The organism is Streptomyces sp. Isolate_45, assembly GCF_024721315.2.
GTDB lineage: Bacteria > Actinomycetota > Actinomycetes > Streptomycetales > Streptomycetaceae > Streptomyces.
Genome location: NZ_JANFAK020000019.1, coordinates 1 through 15881, shown reverse-complemented (window position 1 = coordinate 15881; position 15881 = coordinate 1). Strand labels below are relative to the sequence as shown.

15 protein-coding genes and 1 tRNA gene are annotated in these 15881 nt (G+C 72.1%); 8 read left to right on the top strand and 8 right to left on the bottom strand.

The features are described 5' to 3' along the window. Positions 1-10: 10 nt before the first annotated feature. Positions 11-2404, top strand: coding sequence for a polysaccharide lyase 8 family protein (locus tag NOD94_RS09355; RefSeq protein ID WP_281205313.1), 2394 nt, complete (start codon positions 11-13; stop codon positions 2402-2404). Between the two features lie 52 nt (positions 2405-2456). On the opposite strand, the gene NOD94_RS09350 is transcribed toward NOD94_RS09355, so the two are convergent. Then, positions 2457-3365: a hypothetical protein gene (locus NOD94_RS09350; protein WP_281205312.1), complete on the bottom strand. Its 909-nt coding sequence runs from the start codon at positions 3363-3365 to the stop codon at positions 2457-2459. Between the two features lie 263 nt (positions 3366-3628). On the opposite strand from NOD94_RS09350, the gene NOD94_RS09345 reads away from it, so the two are divergent. Next, entirely contained in the window at positions 3629-4009 is a 381-nt protein-coding gene (locus NOD94_RS09345) for a VOC family protein (RefSeq protein ID WP_281205311.1), read from the top strand. Between the two features lie 191 nt (positions 4010-4200). Next, positions 4201-4434, top strand: coding sequence for a hypothetical protein (locus tag NOD94_RS09340; protein WP_281205310.1), 234 nt, complete (start codon positions 4201-4203; stop codon positions 4432-4434). A 178-nt stretch (positions 4435-4612) separates the two neighbouring features. On the opposite strand, the gene NOD94_RS09335 is transcribed toward NOD94_RS09340, so the two are convergent. The 3 genes from NOD94_RS09335 to NOD94_RS09325 all read right to left on the bottom strand — a co-directional run bounded on the left by NOD94_RS09335 (position 4613) and on the right by NOD94_RS09325 (position 6457). Beyond that, positions 4613-5398: a tRNA(His) guanylyltransferase Thg1 family protein gene (locus NOD94_RS09335; protein WP_281205309.1), complete on the bottom strand. Its 786-nt coding sequence runs from the start codon at positions 5396-5398 to the stop codon at positions 4613-4615. A 189-nt stretch (positions 5399-5587) separates the two neighbouring features. Then, a tRNA-Trp gene (locus NOD94_RS09330) sits at positions 5588-5664 on the bottom strand. A gap of 55 nt (positions 5665-5719) precedes the next feature. After that, complete coding sequence (locus NOD94_RS09325) at positions 5720-6457, bottom strand: ankyrin repeat domain-containing protein (protein WP_281205308.1); 738 nt, start codon at positions 6455-6457, stop codon at positions 5720-5722. Between the two features lie 99 nt (positions 6458-6556). Here NOD94_RS09325 and NOD94_RS09320 point away from each other — a divergent pair, with 99 nt between their 5' ends. After that, positions 6557-7075 carry a hypothetical protein gene (locus NOD94_RS09320; protein WP_281205307.1) on the top strand — a complete coding sequence of 173 codons (519 nt, stop codon included), beginning with the start codon at positions 6557-6559 and terminating at the stop codon, positions 7073-7075. 164 nt (positions 7076-7239) lie between these two features. Further along, complete coding sequence (locus NOD94_RS09315) at positions 7240-8895, top strand: GMC oxidoreductase (RefSeq protein WP_281205306.1); 1656 nt, start codon at positions 7240-7242, stop codon at positions 8893-8895. 74 nt (positions 8896-8969) lie between these two features. On the opposite strand, the gene NOD94_RS09310 is transcribed toward NOD94_RS09315, so the two are convergent. Together NOD94_RS09310 and NOD94_RS09305 are read right to left on the bottom strand one after the other, a co-directional pair. Further along, complete coding sequence (locus NOD94_RS09310) at positions 8970-9449, bottom strand: carboxymuconolactone decarboxylase family protein (protein WP_281205305.1); 480 nt, start codon at positions 9447-9449, stop codon at positions 8970-8972. Then, positions 9446-10525 (bottom strand): dihydrodipicolinate reductase, encoded by a 1080-nt coding sequence (locus NOD94_RS09305; protein WP_281205304.1) that lies wholly within the window; start codon positions 10523-10525, stop codon positions 9446-9448. Before NOD94_RS09305 ends, NOD94_RS09310 begins: the two co-directional genes overlap by 4 nt. A 196-nt stretch (positions 10526-10721) precedes the next feature. On the opposite strand from NOD94_RS09305, the gene NOD94_RS09300 reads away from it, so the two are divergent. Beyond that, entirely contained in the window at positions 10722-12047 is a 1326-nt protein-coding gene (locus NOD94_RS09300) for a glycoside hydrolase family 18 protein (RefSeq protein ID WP_281205303.1), read from the top strand. Positions 12048-12266: 219 nt separating this feature from the next. Here NOD94_RS09300 and NOD94_RS09295 read toward each other — a convergent pair whose 3' ends face one another. Both NOD94_RS09295 and NOD94_RS09290 read right to left on the bottom strand, forming a co-directional pair. Then, positions 12267-13295 (bottom strand): PfkB family carbohydrate kinase, encoded by a 1029-nt coding sequence (locus NOD94_RS09295; RefSeq protein WP_281205302.1) that lies wholly within the window; start codon positions 13293-13295, stop codon positions 12267-12269. Continuing rightward, entirely contained in the window at positions 13265-13900 is a 636-nt protein-coding gene (locus tag NOD94_RS09290) for a bifunctional 4-hydroxy-2-oxoglutarate aldolase/2-dehydro-3-deoxy-phosphogluconate aldolase (RefSeq protein WP_281205301.1), read from the bottom strand. Before NOD94_RS09290 ends, NOD94_RS09295 begins: the two co-directional genes overlap by 31 nt. 88 nt (positions 13901-13988) lie before the next feature. Here NOD94_RS09290 and NOD94_RS09285 point away from each other — a divergent pair, with 88 nt between their 5' ends. Further along, positions 13989-14828, top strand: coding sequence for an IclR family transcriptional regulator (locus NOD94_RS09285; RefSeq protein WP_281205300.1), 840 nt, complete (start codon positions 13989-13991; stop codon positions 14826-14828). A gap of 146 nt (positions 14829-14974) precedes the next feature. Beyond that, positions 14975-15881: sigma-70 family RNA polymerase sigma factor (locus NOD94_RS09280; RefSeq protein ID WP_281205299.1), on the top strand; the 907-nt coding region annotated here is incomplete at its 3' end.

Here is a 15881-nt window from a genome sequence, read left to right as displayed (position 1 = left end):
GGAGGTTGCGGTGAACAGGGTGTGGAGCAGGCGTTCCTTCCTTTCTGCGGCGGGTGGGGGTGCGCTGGTGTTCGGCGGGCCCGTGGAACGAGCGGGTGCCGGGCCCGCGGGTGACGTCCACGAGACGATGCGTGCGACCTGGCGCGGCCTCCTCCTGGGTGGCGGATTCCCCGCCGCGGAGGAGTCGTTCCGGTCACGGCTCACGGAGCTCGGTGAACAGGCGGGCGGGTGGGCCGCCACCATGGCGCCTTCGCCCGGCTCGCTCTGGCCGGATCTCGGATTCGCCACCGACCCCGAGAAGATGATGCAGAGCTACTACCGGCTCCGGACGATGGCGGAGGCCTTCCTGCGTCCCGGAACCGGTCTCACCGGGGACAGCGGGCTGCTGTCGTCTCTGCTGGCCGGAGTGGACCACCTGCACTCGGAGGTCTACCACGCGGGTCAGGTGCGGTACGGCAACTGGTACTGCTGGCAGATCGGCGCCCCTCAGGCGCTGCTGGACCTGTGCGTCCTGCTGTACGAGCGGCTGGGCGCGGACCGCCTCGCCCGGTCCTGCGCGGCCGTGGACCATTTCGTGCCGGACTCCGCCGTCGCCTCGTACAGCGGTACCAGCACGGGCGCCAACCGGGTGGACCTGTGCCGGGTGCTGGCCCTGCGCGGGGTGGTCGGCGCGGACGACGCGAAGACGGCCCTGGCACGGGATGCCCTCTCCCCCGTCTTCCCGTACGTCACCACGGGCGACGGACTGTACCGGGACGGTTCCTTCGTCCAGCACACGTGGGTGCCCTACACGGGCACGTACGGTGCGGTGTTCCTCGGCGGGCTGGGCATGCTGTTCGCCCTCCTGAAGGACACCCCGTGGCAGATCACGGATCCCGGGGCACGGACCGTCCTGGATGCCGTGGAACGGGCCTGGGCGCCCTTCCTCTTCAACGGGCTGGTCATGGACTCCGTATCGGGGCGGGCCGTGAGCCGGGGGCTGCTCGTCGCGGACGCCCGGCAGGTCCAGCAGGACGACCACACCCGGGGCCACGCCGTGCTGGCCGGGATCCTGCTGCTCGCCGAGGGGGCGAGCGCAACCGAGCGGATCCGCTGGCGGGGACTGGTGAAGGGATGGACGGACCGCGCCTACTACAGCCGTCCCTTGGCGGACAGGACGCTCGGGCTGTCCGCTCTCGCCCGGCTCGCCGAACTCCAGGCCGACGCCACGGTGCCGGCCGCGCCGGAGCCGGTCGGTCACCGGATCTTCGCCTCGATGGACCGGGTGACGCACCGGCGGCCGGGCTGGGCCGCTTCCCTGTCCATGGCCTCGCGGCGGATCGCCCACTACGAAACGGGCAACGGTGAGCACCTGCGAGGCTGGCACACCGGGAGCGGAATGCTCTCCTGGTGGGGTTCGACGTACGGCAACGGCCAGTATTCCGACGCCTTCTGGCCCACGGTCGATCCCCTCCGGCTGCCGGGCACGACGGTGGTCCGCAAGATCCTCGCCGACGGGGCGGGAGGTGACTGGGGCTCCCCACGGCCGGACGCCACCTGGGTGGGCGGCAGCACCGACGGGGAGTTCGCATCGGTGGGTCAGCACCTGCGGGGCTTGGGCAGCACGCTCGAAGCCCGCAAGTCCTGGTTCTTCCTCTCGGATACGGTCGTCTGCCTGGGGGCGGGCATCCGCGCGTCCGACGGTGTCCCGGTGGAGTCGGTGGTCGACAATCGCAACCTGGGCGCGGCGGGCACCCACGCCCTGACCATCGGTGGCATCGTCCAGCCGGCCCGGTCCGGTTGGTCGGGGGCCTTCGCGGCCCCGGGCTGGGCCCATCTGGCCGGCTTCGGCGGGTACGTCCTGCACGGGCCGGGTTCCTTCAAGGCCCTGCGGGAGGACCGCGGCGGCCGGTGGAGCGACATCAACCGGGGCGGGTCGACGACCTCGCTGACCCGGCGCTACGCCACCCTCTGGTACGACCACGGCAGGGACCCGGTCGACGCCCGGTACCTGTACCAGTTGCTGCCCGGGGCGAGCGCGGCGCAGACGGCGGCACGGTCCGCCGCGTCGGCATGGCTGACGCCGCTCGCCAATTCCGCGGCGGGCCAGGGGGTGTCCGTCGCCTCGCTCGGCTTCACCGGCGTCAACTTCTGGCAGGCCGGCGCCGTCGGCCCGTTGGAGGTCGACGGTCCTTGTTCGGTCGTGCTGCGGCTGAGGGGCGACGGCACCGCCTCCCTGTGCGTCGCGGACCCCACCCGGACACTGGGGGCGCTGACCCTCGTGTGGCACCGGCCGGTCGCGGCGGTGTTGTCCCGGCCGCCGAGCGTGGTCTCGGCGGTCACGGGAACCCGGCTGCGGATCGAGTTCGGGAGCCTCAACGCGACAGCCGGGTCCACTCAGCAGGTGGTGGTCCGTCTGGGGTAACGGTCACGGCGCGGCTCAGGCGGGAAAGGGACGGGTAGGGCCGTGCGGAGGGTCAGTTCGCGTAGTCGTACTTCATTCCGATGCCGAGGGTGCCCTGGGTCGGCAGCAGTCCGGTCCCCACGACATCGAGTACGGGAGGCAGGAGCAGTTCCGCGAGTCGTGCCGTCTCTCCCGCCGTCAGCCCGGCCCACGGAGCGGCGGCGAGTTCCTCGGTCAGCCGCTCGACGGCGGTGCGCAGGGCGAGACCCGCCTCGGTGGCCGAGGCGTCCTCGGCCAGCAGCCCTCGGGCGGCGAGCCGGTCCCGGGCCGCGCCCCACTCCCGCGCGGACCAGCGCCGGTTCTCGAAGGCCGCCACCGGGGCAGCACCGACGCCGGCCTGGAGCACCAACGATTCGACCGCGTCGAGGTGGTGCGCCTGCAGGGCGGCGAGGTGGCCGTCGCCGCGGTGCTCGCGAAGGATCGTCGCCGCGTGCCAGAGCACCCCGTGCGGGGTCTCCGGCCAGGGCAGTGCGGCGTTGGCCGCGGCCAGCGGCCAGCCCGCGGTCGGGGTGGCCTCGGCCGCTCCGCGGGCGAGCTGGGCGGCCTCCGCCAGCTCCGGGGAGTCGATCCGGCCACCGAGCACGGAGCGCAAGGCCCTGTCGACGGCGCTCGCCCGAGCCGTGAGGACCCGCTCGGCCGGGGCGGTGTGCCATGCCTGAGCCACGTAGGTCTCCACCATGGACGGGGTGAAGCTGTAGAAGAGGGAGGTGACCAACGCGGGGGCCACCTCCCCGAGGGGCGCGGCGCGAAAGGCGAAGTAGAGGGGCCACCGTTCAGCGGTGTCGTAGCCGAGGGAGCCCGCCTCGTCGTAGGACTCTGGAGCGAAGTAGACGAGGGCATGGATCGGTTCGAGCAGCTGCCACAGCTGTCGGATGGTGGCCGGCGTGTGCGCCCCTTCGTGCGGCGGCGTTCCAGATGTCATCTTGCGTCCCCCCGAAGGCAGTTGGCGATCATCCGTACGGAGGGCAGCTTAGGCGTCGCTCCGACGTCGGGGCCTGCGCACGGACGGCTTGGATCATGTCCGCGCGACACGGAGGCCCTGGGGGGGGAGGGGTTCGACGGATCGATATCCCTGGACTTCACCTGGAGGTGCCGCCTAAGGTCGGTCCGACGGCATCGCGTGTCGGTCACCGACCGGGTGAGGCATGGAGGTGTCCGTGACATGCCTTGCGGAGGCATTCACTCATGTCGGTCCAGCTCAATCACACGATCATCCACTCCCGTGACAACCGGGAGTCCGCCACCTTCCTGGCGCACATCCTCGGTCTCGAAGTCGGCGCCGAATGGGGCCCGTTCATCGCGGTGGAAACCGGCAACGGGGTCACCCTGGACTTCGCGACCATCCCCGCCGGGTCCATCGCGGCGCAGCACTACGCGTTCCTGATCCCGGAGGAGGAGTTCGACTCGGCGTTCGAGAGGATCCGAGCGGCGGGAATTCCGTTCTTCGCCGACCCGCACGGCAAGCGGCCGGGCGAGATCAACCACAACGACGGCGGCCGCGGCGTCTACTTCCCGGACCCCTCCGGCCACTGGATGGAAATCATCACCCGCCCGTACGGCGGCTGAGCCGTCGTCTTCGAGCCATTTCGGTCGAGCCCGCGCCGTCAGGGTCCCCCGCGACCCTCCCGTTCGCCGGGACCGGCCTCCCCGGCGCGGGCCTCGCCGACCCCGTCCGCGGAGGGGGATGGTGCCGCCGCTCGGCGTGCACGACCGAGCCGCAGCCGGTACCCGGGCGTCCCAGCAGCGATGATGGGTCCATGAGCAAGCCCCCTGCCTCCCGTCATCGTCTCCGCCTCGAAAACCACCAGGGTGACAGTTACCCGGAGAGCCTCGGTCAGGCACACCAGCCCTTGTCCGGCCTCACCACCGTGACCTGCGCCTGCGGCCTGCGGAGCGATCCGCTTCCCAGCGACGACGCCCGTCTCGTCTACGAGCAGCACCGTTACCTCATCCGTGACGAGGTGACCCAGCAGACCCCGTCCCCCCGGTAGTCCGGCGGGCCGCCGTACGGAGTGCGGCGGCCCGCCGGTGCCCGTCACCGCACCCGGCGGCGGCGGGCCTTCCACCAGCGCCCGGCCGGCCGGACACCGACCACCACAGGCCCGTCCGCACCACCGGCCCGATACCGACCACCACCGGCCCGACACCGCACCACCGGCCCGTCAGCCTCTACCGGCCCGTCACCGACAGGGCCGGCAGGTCGGGGATCATCCCGGCCAACCACCCCGTGGGCTCGGCCGTGAACCGCGGGGCCCCCGACACCTCCCACCACGAACGGACCGCGGTGGTCCGCATCGTTTCCCGGGTGCGTTTGTCGACGTACTCGACGGTCCGCTCGCCGGTGGACCTGGTCGCGACCTGGCCGCGCTTGCAGGCGTCCGGGTAGTCGTTCCAGTGCACGCCCCTCTCCGACCGCAGGAGCCCCTTCATCTCGCCGGTGGACACCCGGTGGAGGCGCTCGTGCGGGAAGTGGGCCTGCGCCGCCATGGCGACGCTGTTGCGGACGGCGTCCCGCTGGCGCCACAGGAAGTAGTTCGCCACCTCCACCGGGTCCGCCATGGTGAACACGCGCGCGTCGAAGAGCGCCCGACGCCCCGGGCGTCGCTCGTTGAGAACGGCCGTGGCCAAGGACGCCGAGACGGACAGTTGCTTGGCCACGACCCCGCCGAACCACGGCTCGGTGGTGGGTGTCGCGAAGTCGGTGAGGAGCAGGCTGATCTCGTCGGACTGCGTGTAGGCGATCGCCGCACCCGCCGCCTCCGCGCACAGTGCTTCGGTGACGGCGGCCATGTCCGCCACGAACGCCATGTCGAACGGCTTGTCGGCGTCCCGCAGGTAGGTGTGGAAGGCGCGCCCGTCCAGGCGGAGGATCGTGTAGGTGGAGCGCGGCAGGACCGTCCTGTGTGCGGCCTCGTACCGCTTCATGCGGTCGCCCAGCGCGGTGGTGTCGCTCATGGTGATCCCCCGGTTCGGTGTGCGGCCAGGCTATCGGCGCGTGCGACCGCGAACGGCCCCGTGTGCCCGGTCATGGCGGTCCGGGACCGGAAGGTGCCCGATGGGCACGGAACGGCCAACAACGAACGCCCGTGCGGGAGTACCTCCCGCACGGGCGTTCGTGTTGCCTGTTGCTGCGTCGTTCACGCTTGGCAGGGGCGGCAGGAGTCGAACCTGCGACCTACGGTTTTGGAGACCGTTGCTCTGGCCATCTGAGCTACACCCCTTCGGCGAGACCAACCATGACACGGCGCCGCCCGAAGATCCACATGTTTTGGGGGTTCAACCGGATGAAATTTCGGCCCGGGTGACAGCGCCACGCGTGCGGAGCCAGTCGGTCAGGGAGGTGTCCCCGCTGGTCAGAGCCGCGTCGAAGGGGGTCAGGTCGTCGTGGCCGATCCAGTTGATGTCCGCGCCTTGGGACAGCAGGTACCGGGCCGTGGACAGCTGCCCACCGTGACAGGCCCCCCAGAAGGCGCTCGTGATGTCGTCCGGGTGTGCGGGGGAGGCCGCGAGGAGGGCGGTGACGCGGTCGAGCAGCCCCAGGGTCGCGGCGTCGTGCAGGTCGGGTTCGGCTCCGTGGGCCAGGAGCCGATGGGCGGCCCGCCACTGACCGAACGCCCGGGCGTCGGCGAGCGGGGTGCCGCCGCCGATGACGCCGCCCCGGGCCTCGATGTCGGCGCCGGCCGCGACGAGGGCGTCGAGTGCGGGAACGTCGTCGTTGCTCGCGGCCCAGTGCAGCGGGGTCTCCTCGTGGGCGCCCACGAAACGCGCCGCGGGGTCCGCGCCGGCTGCCACGAGGGTCCGGATCACCTCCGCGGTGCGAGGGTGGTGGCCGGGCCAGTCGGTGGCGATGTGCAACAGGCCGCGCTCCCCCGCGGCCTCGCCGCGCCGGACGATCCGGGTGGTCGCGAGCCCGGGATGGGCGTCCAACAGCCGTCGCAGCGCCGGGAGGTCTCCGCCGCGAATGGCGGCCGTGACGGCGATGGCCCGTGGGTCGTCCGATTCGAGTGGCAGCATCCGTCCAGGCTACGGGCTCCCGCGCGGGCGCCGGCGGTGGCAGGAGGGGCGGGCGCGGAGGATCGTGGGACGTGAGGGGGGAGGGAGTGAGGTCCCGCCGTGCACCACCACAGCCCCGGCCGCCACCATCCTCGCCCCCGTCGCCGCGCTCTCCTCCCGCGCCTCCTCTGCGCCCCGTTCGCGCTCATCCTGCTGGCCGCCGAGCCCGGCGGCTCGGGCGAGACGATCCCTCTCGACGGGCAGCGGTCGGGCGCGCGCCTCGACGTCACCCTCACCCGGGTCGTCGACCCGGCCGTGCCCGCGACGGACGGCACCGGCACCGGAGCCGAGCGCCTGGTGTCCGTGACGCTGCGCCTGGAGAACACCGGCACGGTTCCCTACGAGGACTCCCCCGCGCCCGCCACCCACCTGCTGGACACCGACGGCCGCCGTTTCACCGGTACGGACGAGCCGACCCCGGCCGGCGCGGGCTTCCCCGCGCCCCTCGTCCTCGCCCCGGGCGACTCGGCCGACGGCTCCGTCACCTTCCGCTTGCCCTCCGACGCCCGCCCGGCCGCGGTGCAGTTCGCACTCGACGCCGGCCTCGCCGACGACGTCGGCCACTGGGGTCTCCCCTGAGCCCCCGAGACCCCGACTCCTCGAACCCCCGAGCCTCCGGTTCCCCGGCCCCGGCACGCCGCAGCAACCGGAATCAGTCACAAGTTACCTCGACGTATGTAGTGACTTACCAGCCCCCCGGCAGTAGAACTTGTTCTCACTCCGTCGAGAGTGAGGAACGTCACATGAGTGACAAAGGCCTGAACAGCAAGGTATCCAACGGTGTCTCACGTCGTGGATTTATCGCTGGAACTGGTTCTATTCTTGGGGCCATGGCCCTGGCGGTCAACGCCACTCCGGCCCACGCGAGGGCCGCCGTGGGAACCGCCGTCGCGAACACACCCATCGAGTCCGGGGCCCACGTCCCGGCCCTCGTGATCGGCACCGGGTACGGCGGCTCCGTCGCCGCGCTGCGCCTCGCCCAGGCGGGTGTCGACGTGCACATGATCGAGATGGGCATGGCGTGGGACACCCCGGGCACCGACGGGAAGATCTTCGCCAACACCACCAAGCCGGACTACCGTTCCTACTGGCTGCGCACGCGGACGAAGGCCCCGCTCAGCAACTTCCTCGGCTTCCCGATCGACAAGGACGTCCCGAAGTACACGGGCATCCTGGACGCCGAGGAGATGGGCGGGATCATCGTCTACCAGGGGCGCGGCGTCGGCGGCGGCTCGCTCGTCAACGGTGGCATGGCGGTGACCCCCAAGCGGCAGAACTTCGCCTCGATCCTGCCGTCCGTGAACGCCGACGAGATGTACGACACCTACTACCCGCGGGCCAACGCCGGCCTGGGGGTCGGCCTCATCGACCCCAACTGGTTCGAGACCGTGGACTGTTACCAGTTCTCCCGCGTCGGCCGCAAGCACGCCCAGCGCTCCGGCTTCCCCTTCGTCTTCGTCCCGGACGTCTACGACTGGGACTACATGAAGAAGGAGGTGGCCGGCACCGTCCCCAAGTCCGCGGTGGCGGGCGAGATCCTCTACGGGAACAACGCCGGCAAGAAGTCCCTCCAGCAGACGTACATCGCCGCGGCCCGCGCCACCGGCAAGGTCAGCATCTCGCCCCTGCACCGGGTCACCACCGTCTCCCCCTCGGCCGGTGGCGGCTACACGGTCGTCATCGAGCAGCTGAACACCACCGGCGCCACGATCGCCACCAAGAGCGTCGTCGCCGACAAGGTGTTCTTCGCCGCCGGGAGCGTCGGCACGAGCAAGCTCCTCGTGAAGCTGAAGGCCACGGGAGCCCTGCCGAACCTCAACAACGAGATCGGCAAGGGCTGGGGCGATAACGGGAACGTCATGTGCGGCCGCGCCAACCACATGTGGGACGCGACCGGGAAGGTCCAGGCCTCCATCCCCTGCGGGGGCATCGACAACTGGGACGCCGGCGGCGCCTTCGCCGAAGTGGCCCCGCTGCCGACCGGGATCGAGACGTACGCCTCGTTCTACCTCTCGATCACGAAGAACCCGCACCGCGCCGAGTTCACCTGGGACGCCGCCGCACAGAAGGTGGGCCTGAACTGGCAGACCTCCTGGAAGCAGCCGTCCATCAACATGGCGAAGAGCATCTTCGACAAGATCAATTCGAAGGAGGGGACGATCTACCGGACCGACCTCTTCGGCCTGAACAAGATCTGGGGCGACCACCTCACGTACCACCCGCTCGGCGGTGCGGTGCTGAACAAGGCCACGGACAACTACGGCCGTCTGCACGGACACCCCGGCCTGTACGTGATCGACGGAGCGCTGATCCCCGGCAACACCAGCGTCAATCCGTTCGTGACGATCACGGCGCTCGCGGAGCGCAACATCGAGAAGATCATCGCCACGGACCTCTAGCGGGGGCCCGACGACGACGGGGCCGACCGGACTCTCCGGCCGGCCCCGCACCATGTCGATCGCCCCGTGCCGTCTCAGCTGCCCGGCAGCATGCAGACGCTGTCGAGGCCCAGGACGTGGTTGAGGCGTCCGAAGGCGAGCCAGGAGCCGATGCTCATGCTCAGCTCGACGATCTCCAACTGGCTGTAGTGCGCGGTCATCCGCTCCCAGAAGTCCTCGTCGAGGTTGTGGTGGTCCAGGGCGTAGCGCTCCGCGTACTCGGCGGCCAGCCGGGTGCGGTCGTCGAACGCCTTGGTGGTGCGCCACTCGGTGACGGCGTCGGCGAACTCCTCCTCGACCTTCTCCCCGTCCCGGTCGGTGCGCCAGTCGAGGCAGAAGACGCACCCGTTGATCTGCGCGATGCGCAGCCGAGCCGCCTCGAACTCCCGCAGGCCCAGGGTGGTGTGGGCGTACACGGAGAGGGAGAAGTTGGCGGCGGCCATGCCGATGCCGGGGACCATGTCCCCCCAGACGTACTCGATGGGGTGCTGGCCCTCGGGAATGTCGATGTTCACGGCTGCTTCCTTCCGAGTTTGCCGACTGCGGGACGCAGCGGGATGTCGAGCGCGTCGTAGAGTCCGGGTTCGGCGGCCACGAGCCAGTCGATGGCTCCGACCAGCCGGCCGACGGCGGTGGCGTTGCCGCCCGCCGAGCGGTTCTCGCCCTCGTCGGTCGCCTCGATGGTGACCTCGATGCGGGGGCGTCCTTCGATGACCACGCGGTGGGCGCCGGCGCCGTCGGGCGGGGTGGGCCAGTCGGGGGCGCAGGAGGCGTGGATGCGGGTGACGTGTTCGATGACGATGCGGGGCTCGCCCTCGACGACGCCCTGCACCTCGAAGCGGATGGCCCCCTGGGTACCCGCCTCGAAGTCGCCCATGGTGCGGGTGGTGACGGTGGTGTCGAGGGCCCGGCGGTCCGAGGTCTCGCGGATCTCGTCGAGTTCGACGCCCAGGGCGCGGGCCATCATGCGGACCTGCCCTCCCCACACCATGGTGGGGACCGACGGCATGAGCATCATGGGCTCGAAGTCCATCGGTTGGCCCATGCCGACCAGGTAGCGGACCGAGTCCGGTTGGTCGTACGTGGAGTAGTCGAAGATCTCCTGGCAGCGGATCACGTCGATGGTGGTGCCGAGGCCGCTGAGGAGCAGCGGCAGGACGTCGTTCCCCCAGCCGGGGTCGACGCCGGAGGCGAAGAGGGAGCCTCCGCCCTCCTCGACGGCGGCGAGCAGCGGGTCGCGGAACTCCGGCGGGGCGTTGCGGTGGTCGTAGAGCGGGTAGAGGGCGGGGCTGACGACGGCCGCGCCGGCGGACACGGCGCGGACCAGGTCGGCGAGCGCGTCGTCGGGGCGGACGTCGCCGGACGCCGCGTACACGACGGCGGCGGGTCGGGCGGCGAGCACCGCTTCGACGTCGTCGGTCGCCGCCACCCCCAACGGGTTGTCGAGTCCGGCGAGTTCGCCCGCGTCGCGGCCGACCTTGTCGGGGTTGTGGACGATCACTGCCGTGAGTTCGAGCGCCGGGTGGGCCTCGACGGCGCGGATCGCCGCGCGGCCTACGTTGCCCGTGCCCCAGACCACCGTGGAAATCATGCGCGGAGGGTAGCGAGGAGCTCATGAGGTGCCCAGGGCCGTGAACGATGAATTTGGGACGGACCTCCCGACGGGCGTAATCCGAGGTGGACACCCCCTTGACCCAGATGGTCCAGACCAATAGTTTCCGGATTGCACAGCGCACGCGTTACGCACGGCCCATGAGCACCACTCCCCGGATCCGCAAAGGAAGCCCATGCGCCGCAGCACGATCGGCAGACTCGCCGTCGCCGCCTGCTCCCTCTCCCTGCTGACCGCCTTCGCGCCCGCCGCCACCGGCGCGCCGGACGACGCCGCCGGTCACGGTCGCACGTACAAGAAGGTCGGGTACTTCACCCAATGGGGCGTCTACGGGCGTGACTTCCAGGTCCAGGACCTCGACGCGAACGGCACGGCCGGCAAGCTCACGCACATCAACTACGCCTTCGGCAACGTCAGCGCCGAGGGGAAGTGCTTCACCGGCAACGTGGCCGGCCAGGCGGACGCCTGGGCGGACTACGCGCGCCCCCTGGACGCCGCGAACTCCGTCGACGGGGTCGCCGACACCGCCGAGCAGCCCCTCGCCGGCAACTTCAACCAGCTCAAGGAGCTGAAGGCCAAGCACCCGAACCTCAAGGTGCTCATCTCGCTCGGCGGTTGGAGCTGGTCGACCCACTTCTCGGACGCCTCCCTCACCCCGGCCTCCCGCAAGGCCTTCGTGCGGTCCTGCATTGACCTGTACATCAAGGGGAACCTGCCGCAGGACGGCGCGCGGGGCGGGGCCGGGGCCGCGGCAGGGGTCTTCGACGGCATCGACCTGGACTGGGAGTGGCCCGGGTCCGAGGCCAACGCCGGCACGAAGTTCCGGCCCGAGGACAAGCGCAACTTCACCGAGCTGGTCAAGGAGTTCCGTACGCAGCTCGACGCCTACGGGCGCGCGCAGAAGCGGAAGTACGAGCTGACGGCCTTCGTCCCGACGGCGCCCGCGAAGATCGACGCGGGCTTCGACTGCCGCCGGATCATGCGCGACCTGGACTTCGTCAATCTCCAGGGCTACGACTTCCACGTGTCGGGCGAGAAGAACACCGCCCAGCAGTCGGCGCTTTACGCGCGGAAGGACTTCAGCGTGGACGGCACGGTCCGGGCCTGGCGGGACCGGGGCGCGCCGGCGCACAAACTGGTGGTCGGCATGCCGTTCTACGGTCAGGGCTGGACCGGGGTCCGCGGCGGCGGGGACGGCATCGGGCAGCCCGCGACGGGGCCGGCGCCGGCGACGTGGGCGGCAGGGTACGAGGACTACAAGGCCCTGAAGAAGCTGGCGGATTCGGGGACCTACGAGGTCCACCGTGACCGGCGCGGCGGGCACGCGTGGCTCTTCGACGGCACCACCCTGTGGACGTACGACGACCCGCAGGTGCTGCGCGCGAAGGCCGAGTACGTCCGCGAAGAGGGCCTGGGCGGCGCGATGTTCTGGTCCCTCGACGGCGACACCGCCGACGGCGAGCTGACGAAGGCCGTCGACCGGGGTCTGCGCGGCCGCTGACGGTTCGATCCGGCCGACGGATCTCCGGGTCCACGAGCCGACCGGGCCCCACCTACCGGCGCCGCCGGGCCGCGAAAATCGCACCGGCCCGGCGGCGCCCACCACGTGGCCCGCCCGTACGGGGAACTCGCCGCCACGGACGGTCAACCGGCCCACGGCGCCTTCCTCACGGTCCGCCGCACGTCCCGACCGGTCCTGACCGCGGGCCGGGCGAGACTCTCACGACATGCCCTGAGCCGTCTCTTTCGGATCTCTCCGGTGGGCCGCCGCCAGGGCCGCCGTTTCGGTGAAGGCCGGGACGTGGCCCGTGCCGCCCCGGCCCGACACCGACAGGGAGGCCGCGGCCGTGCCGTAGGCCACCGCGTCCGCGAGGGTGTCGCCGAGGGCGAGGCGGGCGGTGGTGGTGCCGGTGAAGCAGTCCCCGGCACCGGTCGCGTCGACGGGATCCGGGTTGACGGGGACGGGGTGGTGGGTCGGCCCGCCGCCGTCGTCCAGGAGCAGCCGGCCCGCGCCCGCCGTAACGGCGACGGTACGGGCACCCAGGGCGCGGCAGCGGGCGGCCGCGGTGGCCGGGTCGTCGGTGTCCACCAGGGCGAGGGCGTCCCCCGGGCAGGACGTCTTGAGCAGCCCCGTCAGAGGGGCGATCCGGGCCAACAGCTCCCGGGCCTCGTCCCGTCCGGTGAGCCGGGCGCGGTAGTTGGGGTCGTACGTGAGGTGCCCGCCGGCCGCGTGGACGGTGCGGGCGGCGTCCAGCACGGCTTCGCGGGCGGTCGGGGAGAGGGCTCCGGTGATCCCGCTGGTGATGAGGGAGCGGGTACCGGTCAGCAGGGTGCGCCAGCCGTCGACGTGGGCCGGGGCGAGGGTGGAGCCGGCGCCCGCGGTGCGCCAGTAGACGAACTCACGCTCGCCCTCGGTGTCGGCGCAGAGAAGGTAGGCGCCGTTGGGCCGTGGGGCCCGGCGGACGTGGGAGACGTCCACTCCGAGTTCGATGGCGCGGCGCAGCAGCGGGACGCTGAGGTCGTCGTCGCCGACGACGGCGAGCAGGGCGGTGCGCGCTCCGGCGGCCGCCGCCGCGGCCGCGGCGTTGAGCGCGTCGCCGGAGTAGGAGATGCGGGCCGGGGTGCCGTCGACGGCCTCGCGCGGGGCGGTGTCGGTGTGGATCTCGACCAGGACCTCGCCGAGGACGAGGACGTCGTAGTGCGGGGAGGGGGGCACGGTCAGCGCTCCGGGGAGCAGTCGGCGCAGCACGGTCCGGCCAGTTCCGCGAAGACGGCCGCCAGTTCGTCCGGGTCGTCGGGCAGGCCGTTGCCGATGCCGACTGCGCTCGCTCCGGCGGCGAGCCACTCCCGGACCTCGCCCGGCCGGATGCCACCGGTCGGGACGAGCAGTGCGTCGGGGAGGACGGCCTTGAGGGAGCGGATGAACCCGGGGCCGCCCACGTGCGCCGGGAAGACCTTCGCCGCTCCCGCGTGGCGGGCGGCGGCGGCGATCTCGCCGGGGGTGAAGCCGCCCTCGACGAACACGGCGTCGTGTCGTGCGGCGAACTCGCGCACCTCGGGGGCCGGGTAGGGGGAGACCAGGAAACCGGCGCCCGCGGCGAGGGCCTCCTCCGCCTGGGCGGCGGTGGTGACGGTGCCGACGCCGATGAGGGCGGGGCGGCCGTGCGCGTCGCCGAGCGGGGCGGTACGGGCGACGGCCGCGGCCCAGCCGGGGGTGGATGTCGTCAGCTCGACCGCGCGGCATCCCGCGGCGAGCAGGGCGCCGGTGCGTCGGACGGCCTCGTCCGGGCCGGGGTCGCGCAGTACCGGCAGCAGGCGCTGGGCGGCCATCACCGCGTACGGATGGCAGGACATCGGACCCCCCGATTTGTTCCACGTAGCGGAACTGCATATCGTGTAATGGAACTCAGTGGTCCAGACCTTACACACCCAGGGAGCCCGCGTGTCAACGGAGCGAGCACCGTCGGCGGACCCGGCACACGAGGGCGGGCCCGCCGGCCCCGGCGACCCGAGCGGCCCCTCCCCCCGGTCCGGTGGCCGGACGTCGGCGGCCGGGTCCGCGTTGGAGAAGTCGCTGCGGATCCTGGAGGCCGTCGCGGCGCCCGGCGGTCCGCACCGGCTGACGGACGTCATGACGGCGGCGGCGGTCCCGAAGTCGAGCACCTTCCGCATCCTGGCGGCGCTGGTGGAGCAGGGCTTCGTACGCTCCGACGGCGACGGCCGCTACGGGGTGGGCCCGCGGCTGCGCGGGCTGTCCGCCATGGTTGGCGGCGGGGAGCCGGCGAGCGTCCAGCAGATCCTGGACGAGCTGCGGCGGGAGACGGGCCAGACGGTGCACCTGGCCCTGCACAGCGGCGAGACCATCACCTACATCCACAAACTGGAGAGCGGCCAGCCCTTCCGCACCGCCTCCCGGATCGGCATGCGGGTGCCGCTGCACACCACGGCGATCGGCAAGGCCGTCCTCGCCCACCTCCCCCCGGAGGAGCTGCGGGAGCTGCTCGACGCCACCGGGCTGCCCGCGCGCACGCCCCGTACGCTGACGACCGCGCGGGCCCTCGCCGCCGAACTGGAGGCGGTGCAGGAACGCGGCTTCGCCGTGGACGACGAGGAGAACGAGCCGACGATCCGCTGCATCGGCGCGGCCGTACTCGACGCCGACGGTCGCCCGGTCGGCGGTGTCTCGGTGACGACCGTCACGTTCCTGGTCTCCCGCGAGGAGATCGAGGCGTACGCCCCGGCCCTGCGGGCCGCCGCGGAGGCGTTGACACCCCTGCTGTGACCGGCCCAGGCCCGCCGGGGACGCCCCGGCGGGGGTCGCGGAAGTGGCGCCGGAAACTTCTTCCGGATAAGTGTTATCGGGGCCCCTCTCGACGGTCTCCCAGTTATTGGGCATCATCGACCGCCGGTACGGACAGGGACTTTCACATGAGCACACAGCACACGGCAGCACTGGTGGCAGCGGCCCGCGCGGGCGATCCCCGCGCGCAGGACGAGCTCGTCAGCGCCCACCTGCCGCTCGTCTACAACATCGTCGGTCGGGCCCTGAACGGGTCCTGCGACGTGGACGACGTGGTGCAGGACACCATGCTGCGCGCGCTCGACGGGCTGGGCGCCCTGCGGTCGGACGAGAGCTTCCGCTCCTGGCTCGTCGCCATCACGATGAACCGGATCCGGGCCCACTGGCAGGCCCGCAGCAACGGCCCCGGCGAGAGCGGACTGGAGGAGGCCGGTGACGTCGCCGACCCGGGCGCCGACTTCGCCGACCTGACCGTCGTACGCCTCCACCTGTCGGGTCAGCGTCGCGAGACCGCCCGGGCGACGCGCTGGCTGGAGCCCGACGACCGGGCGCTGCTGTCCCTGTGGTGGCTGGAGTGCGCCGGGGAGGTGACGCGGGCCGACGTCGCCTCGGCGCTGGAGCTGACGCCGCAGCACACCGCCGTCCGGGTGCAGCGGATGAAGGCGCAGCTGGAGGCCGCCCGGGTCGTGGAGCGGGCACTGGAGGCGCAGCCCCCGTGCGACGGGCTGCGCGCGATGACGGCCGGCTGGGACGGGCGCCCCTCGGCGCTGTGGCGCAAGCGAATAGCCCGGCACGCCCGCGAGTGCCTGCGCTGCTCGGGGTTGTGGAACGGACTGGTGCCCGCGGAGGGGTTGCTGGCCGGGTTGGCCCTGGTGCCCGTCACGGCGGCGCTGCTGGCGGGCGTGCGGGCGGCCGTCTCGGCCGGCTGGACCCCGGTCGCGGCGGCCTCGTTCGCCGACGCGGCGACCCAGCTGACCCCGGTGGTGTCGGAGCCGGGCCGCGCCGCGCGCCGCAGGACGGGCGACACCGGCGCGG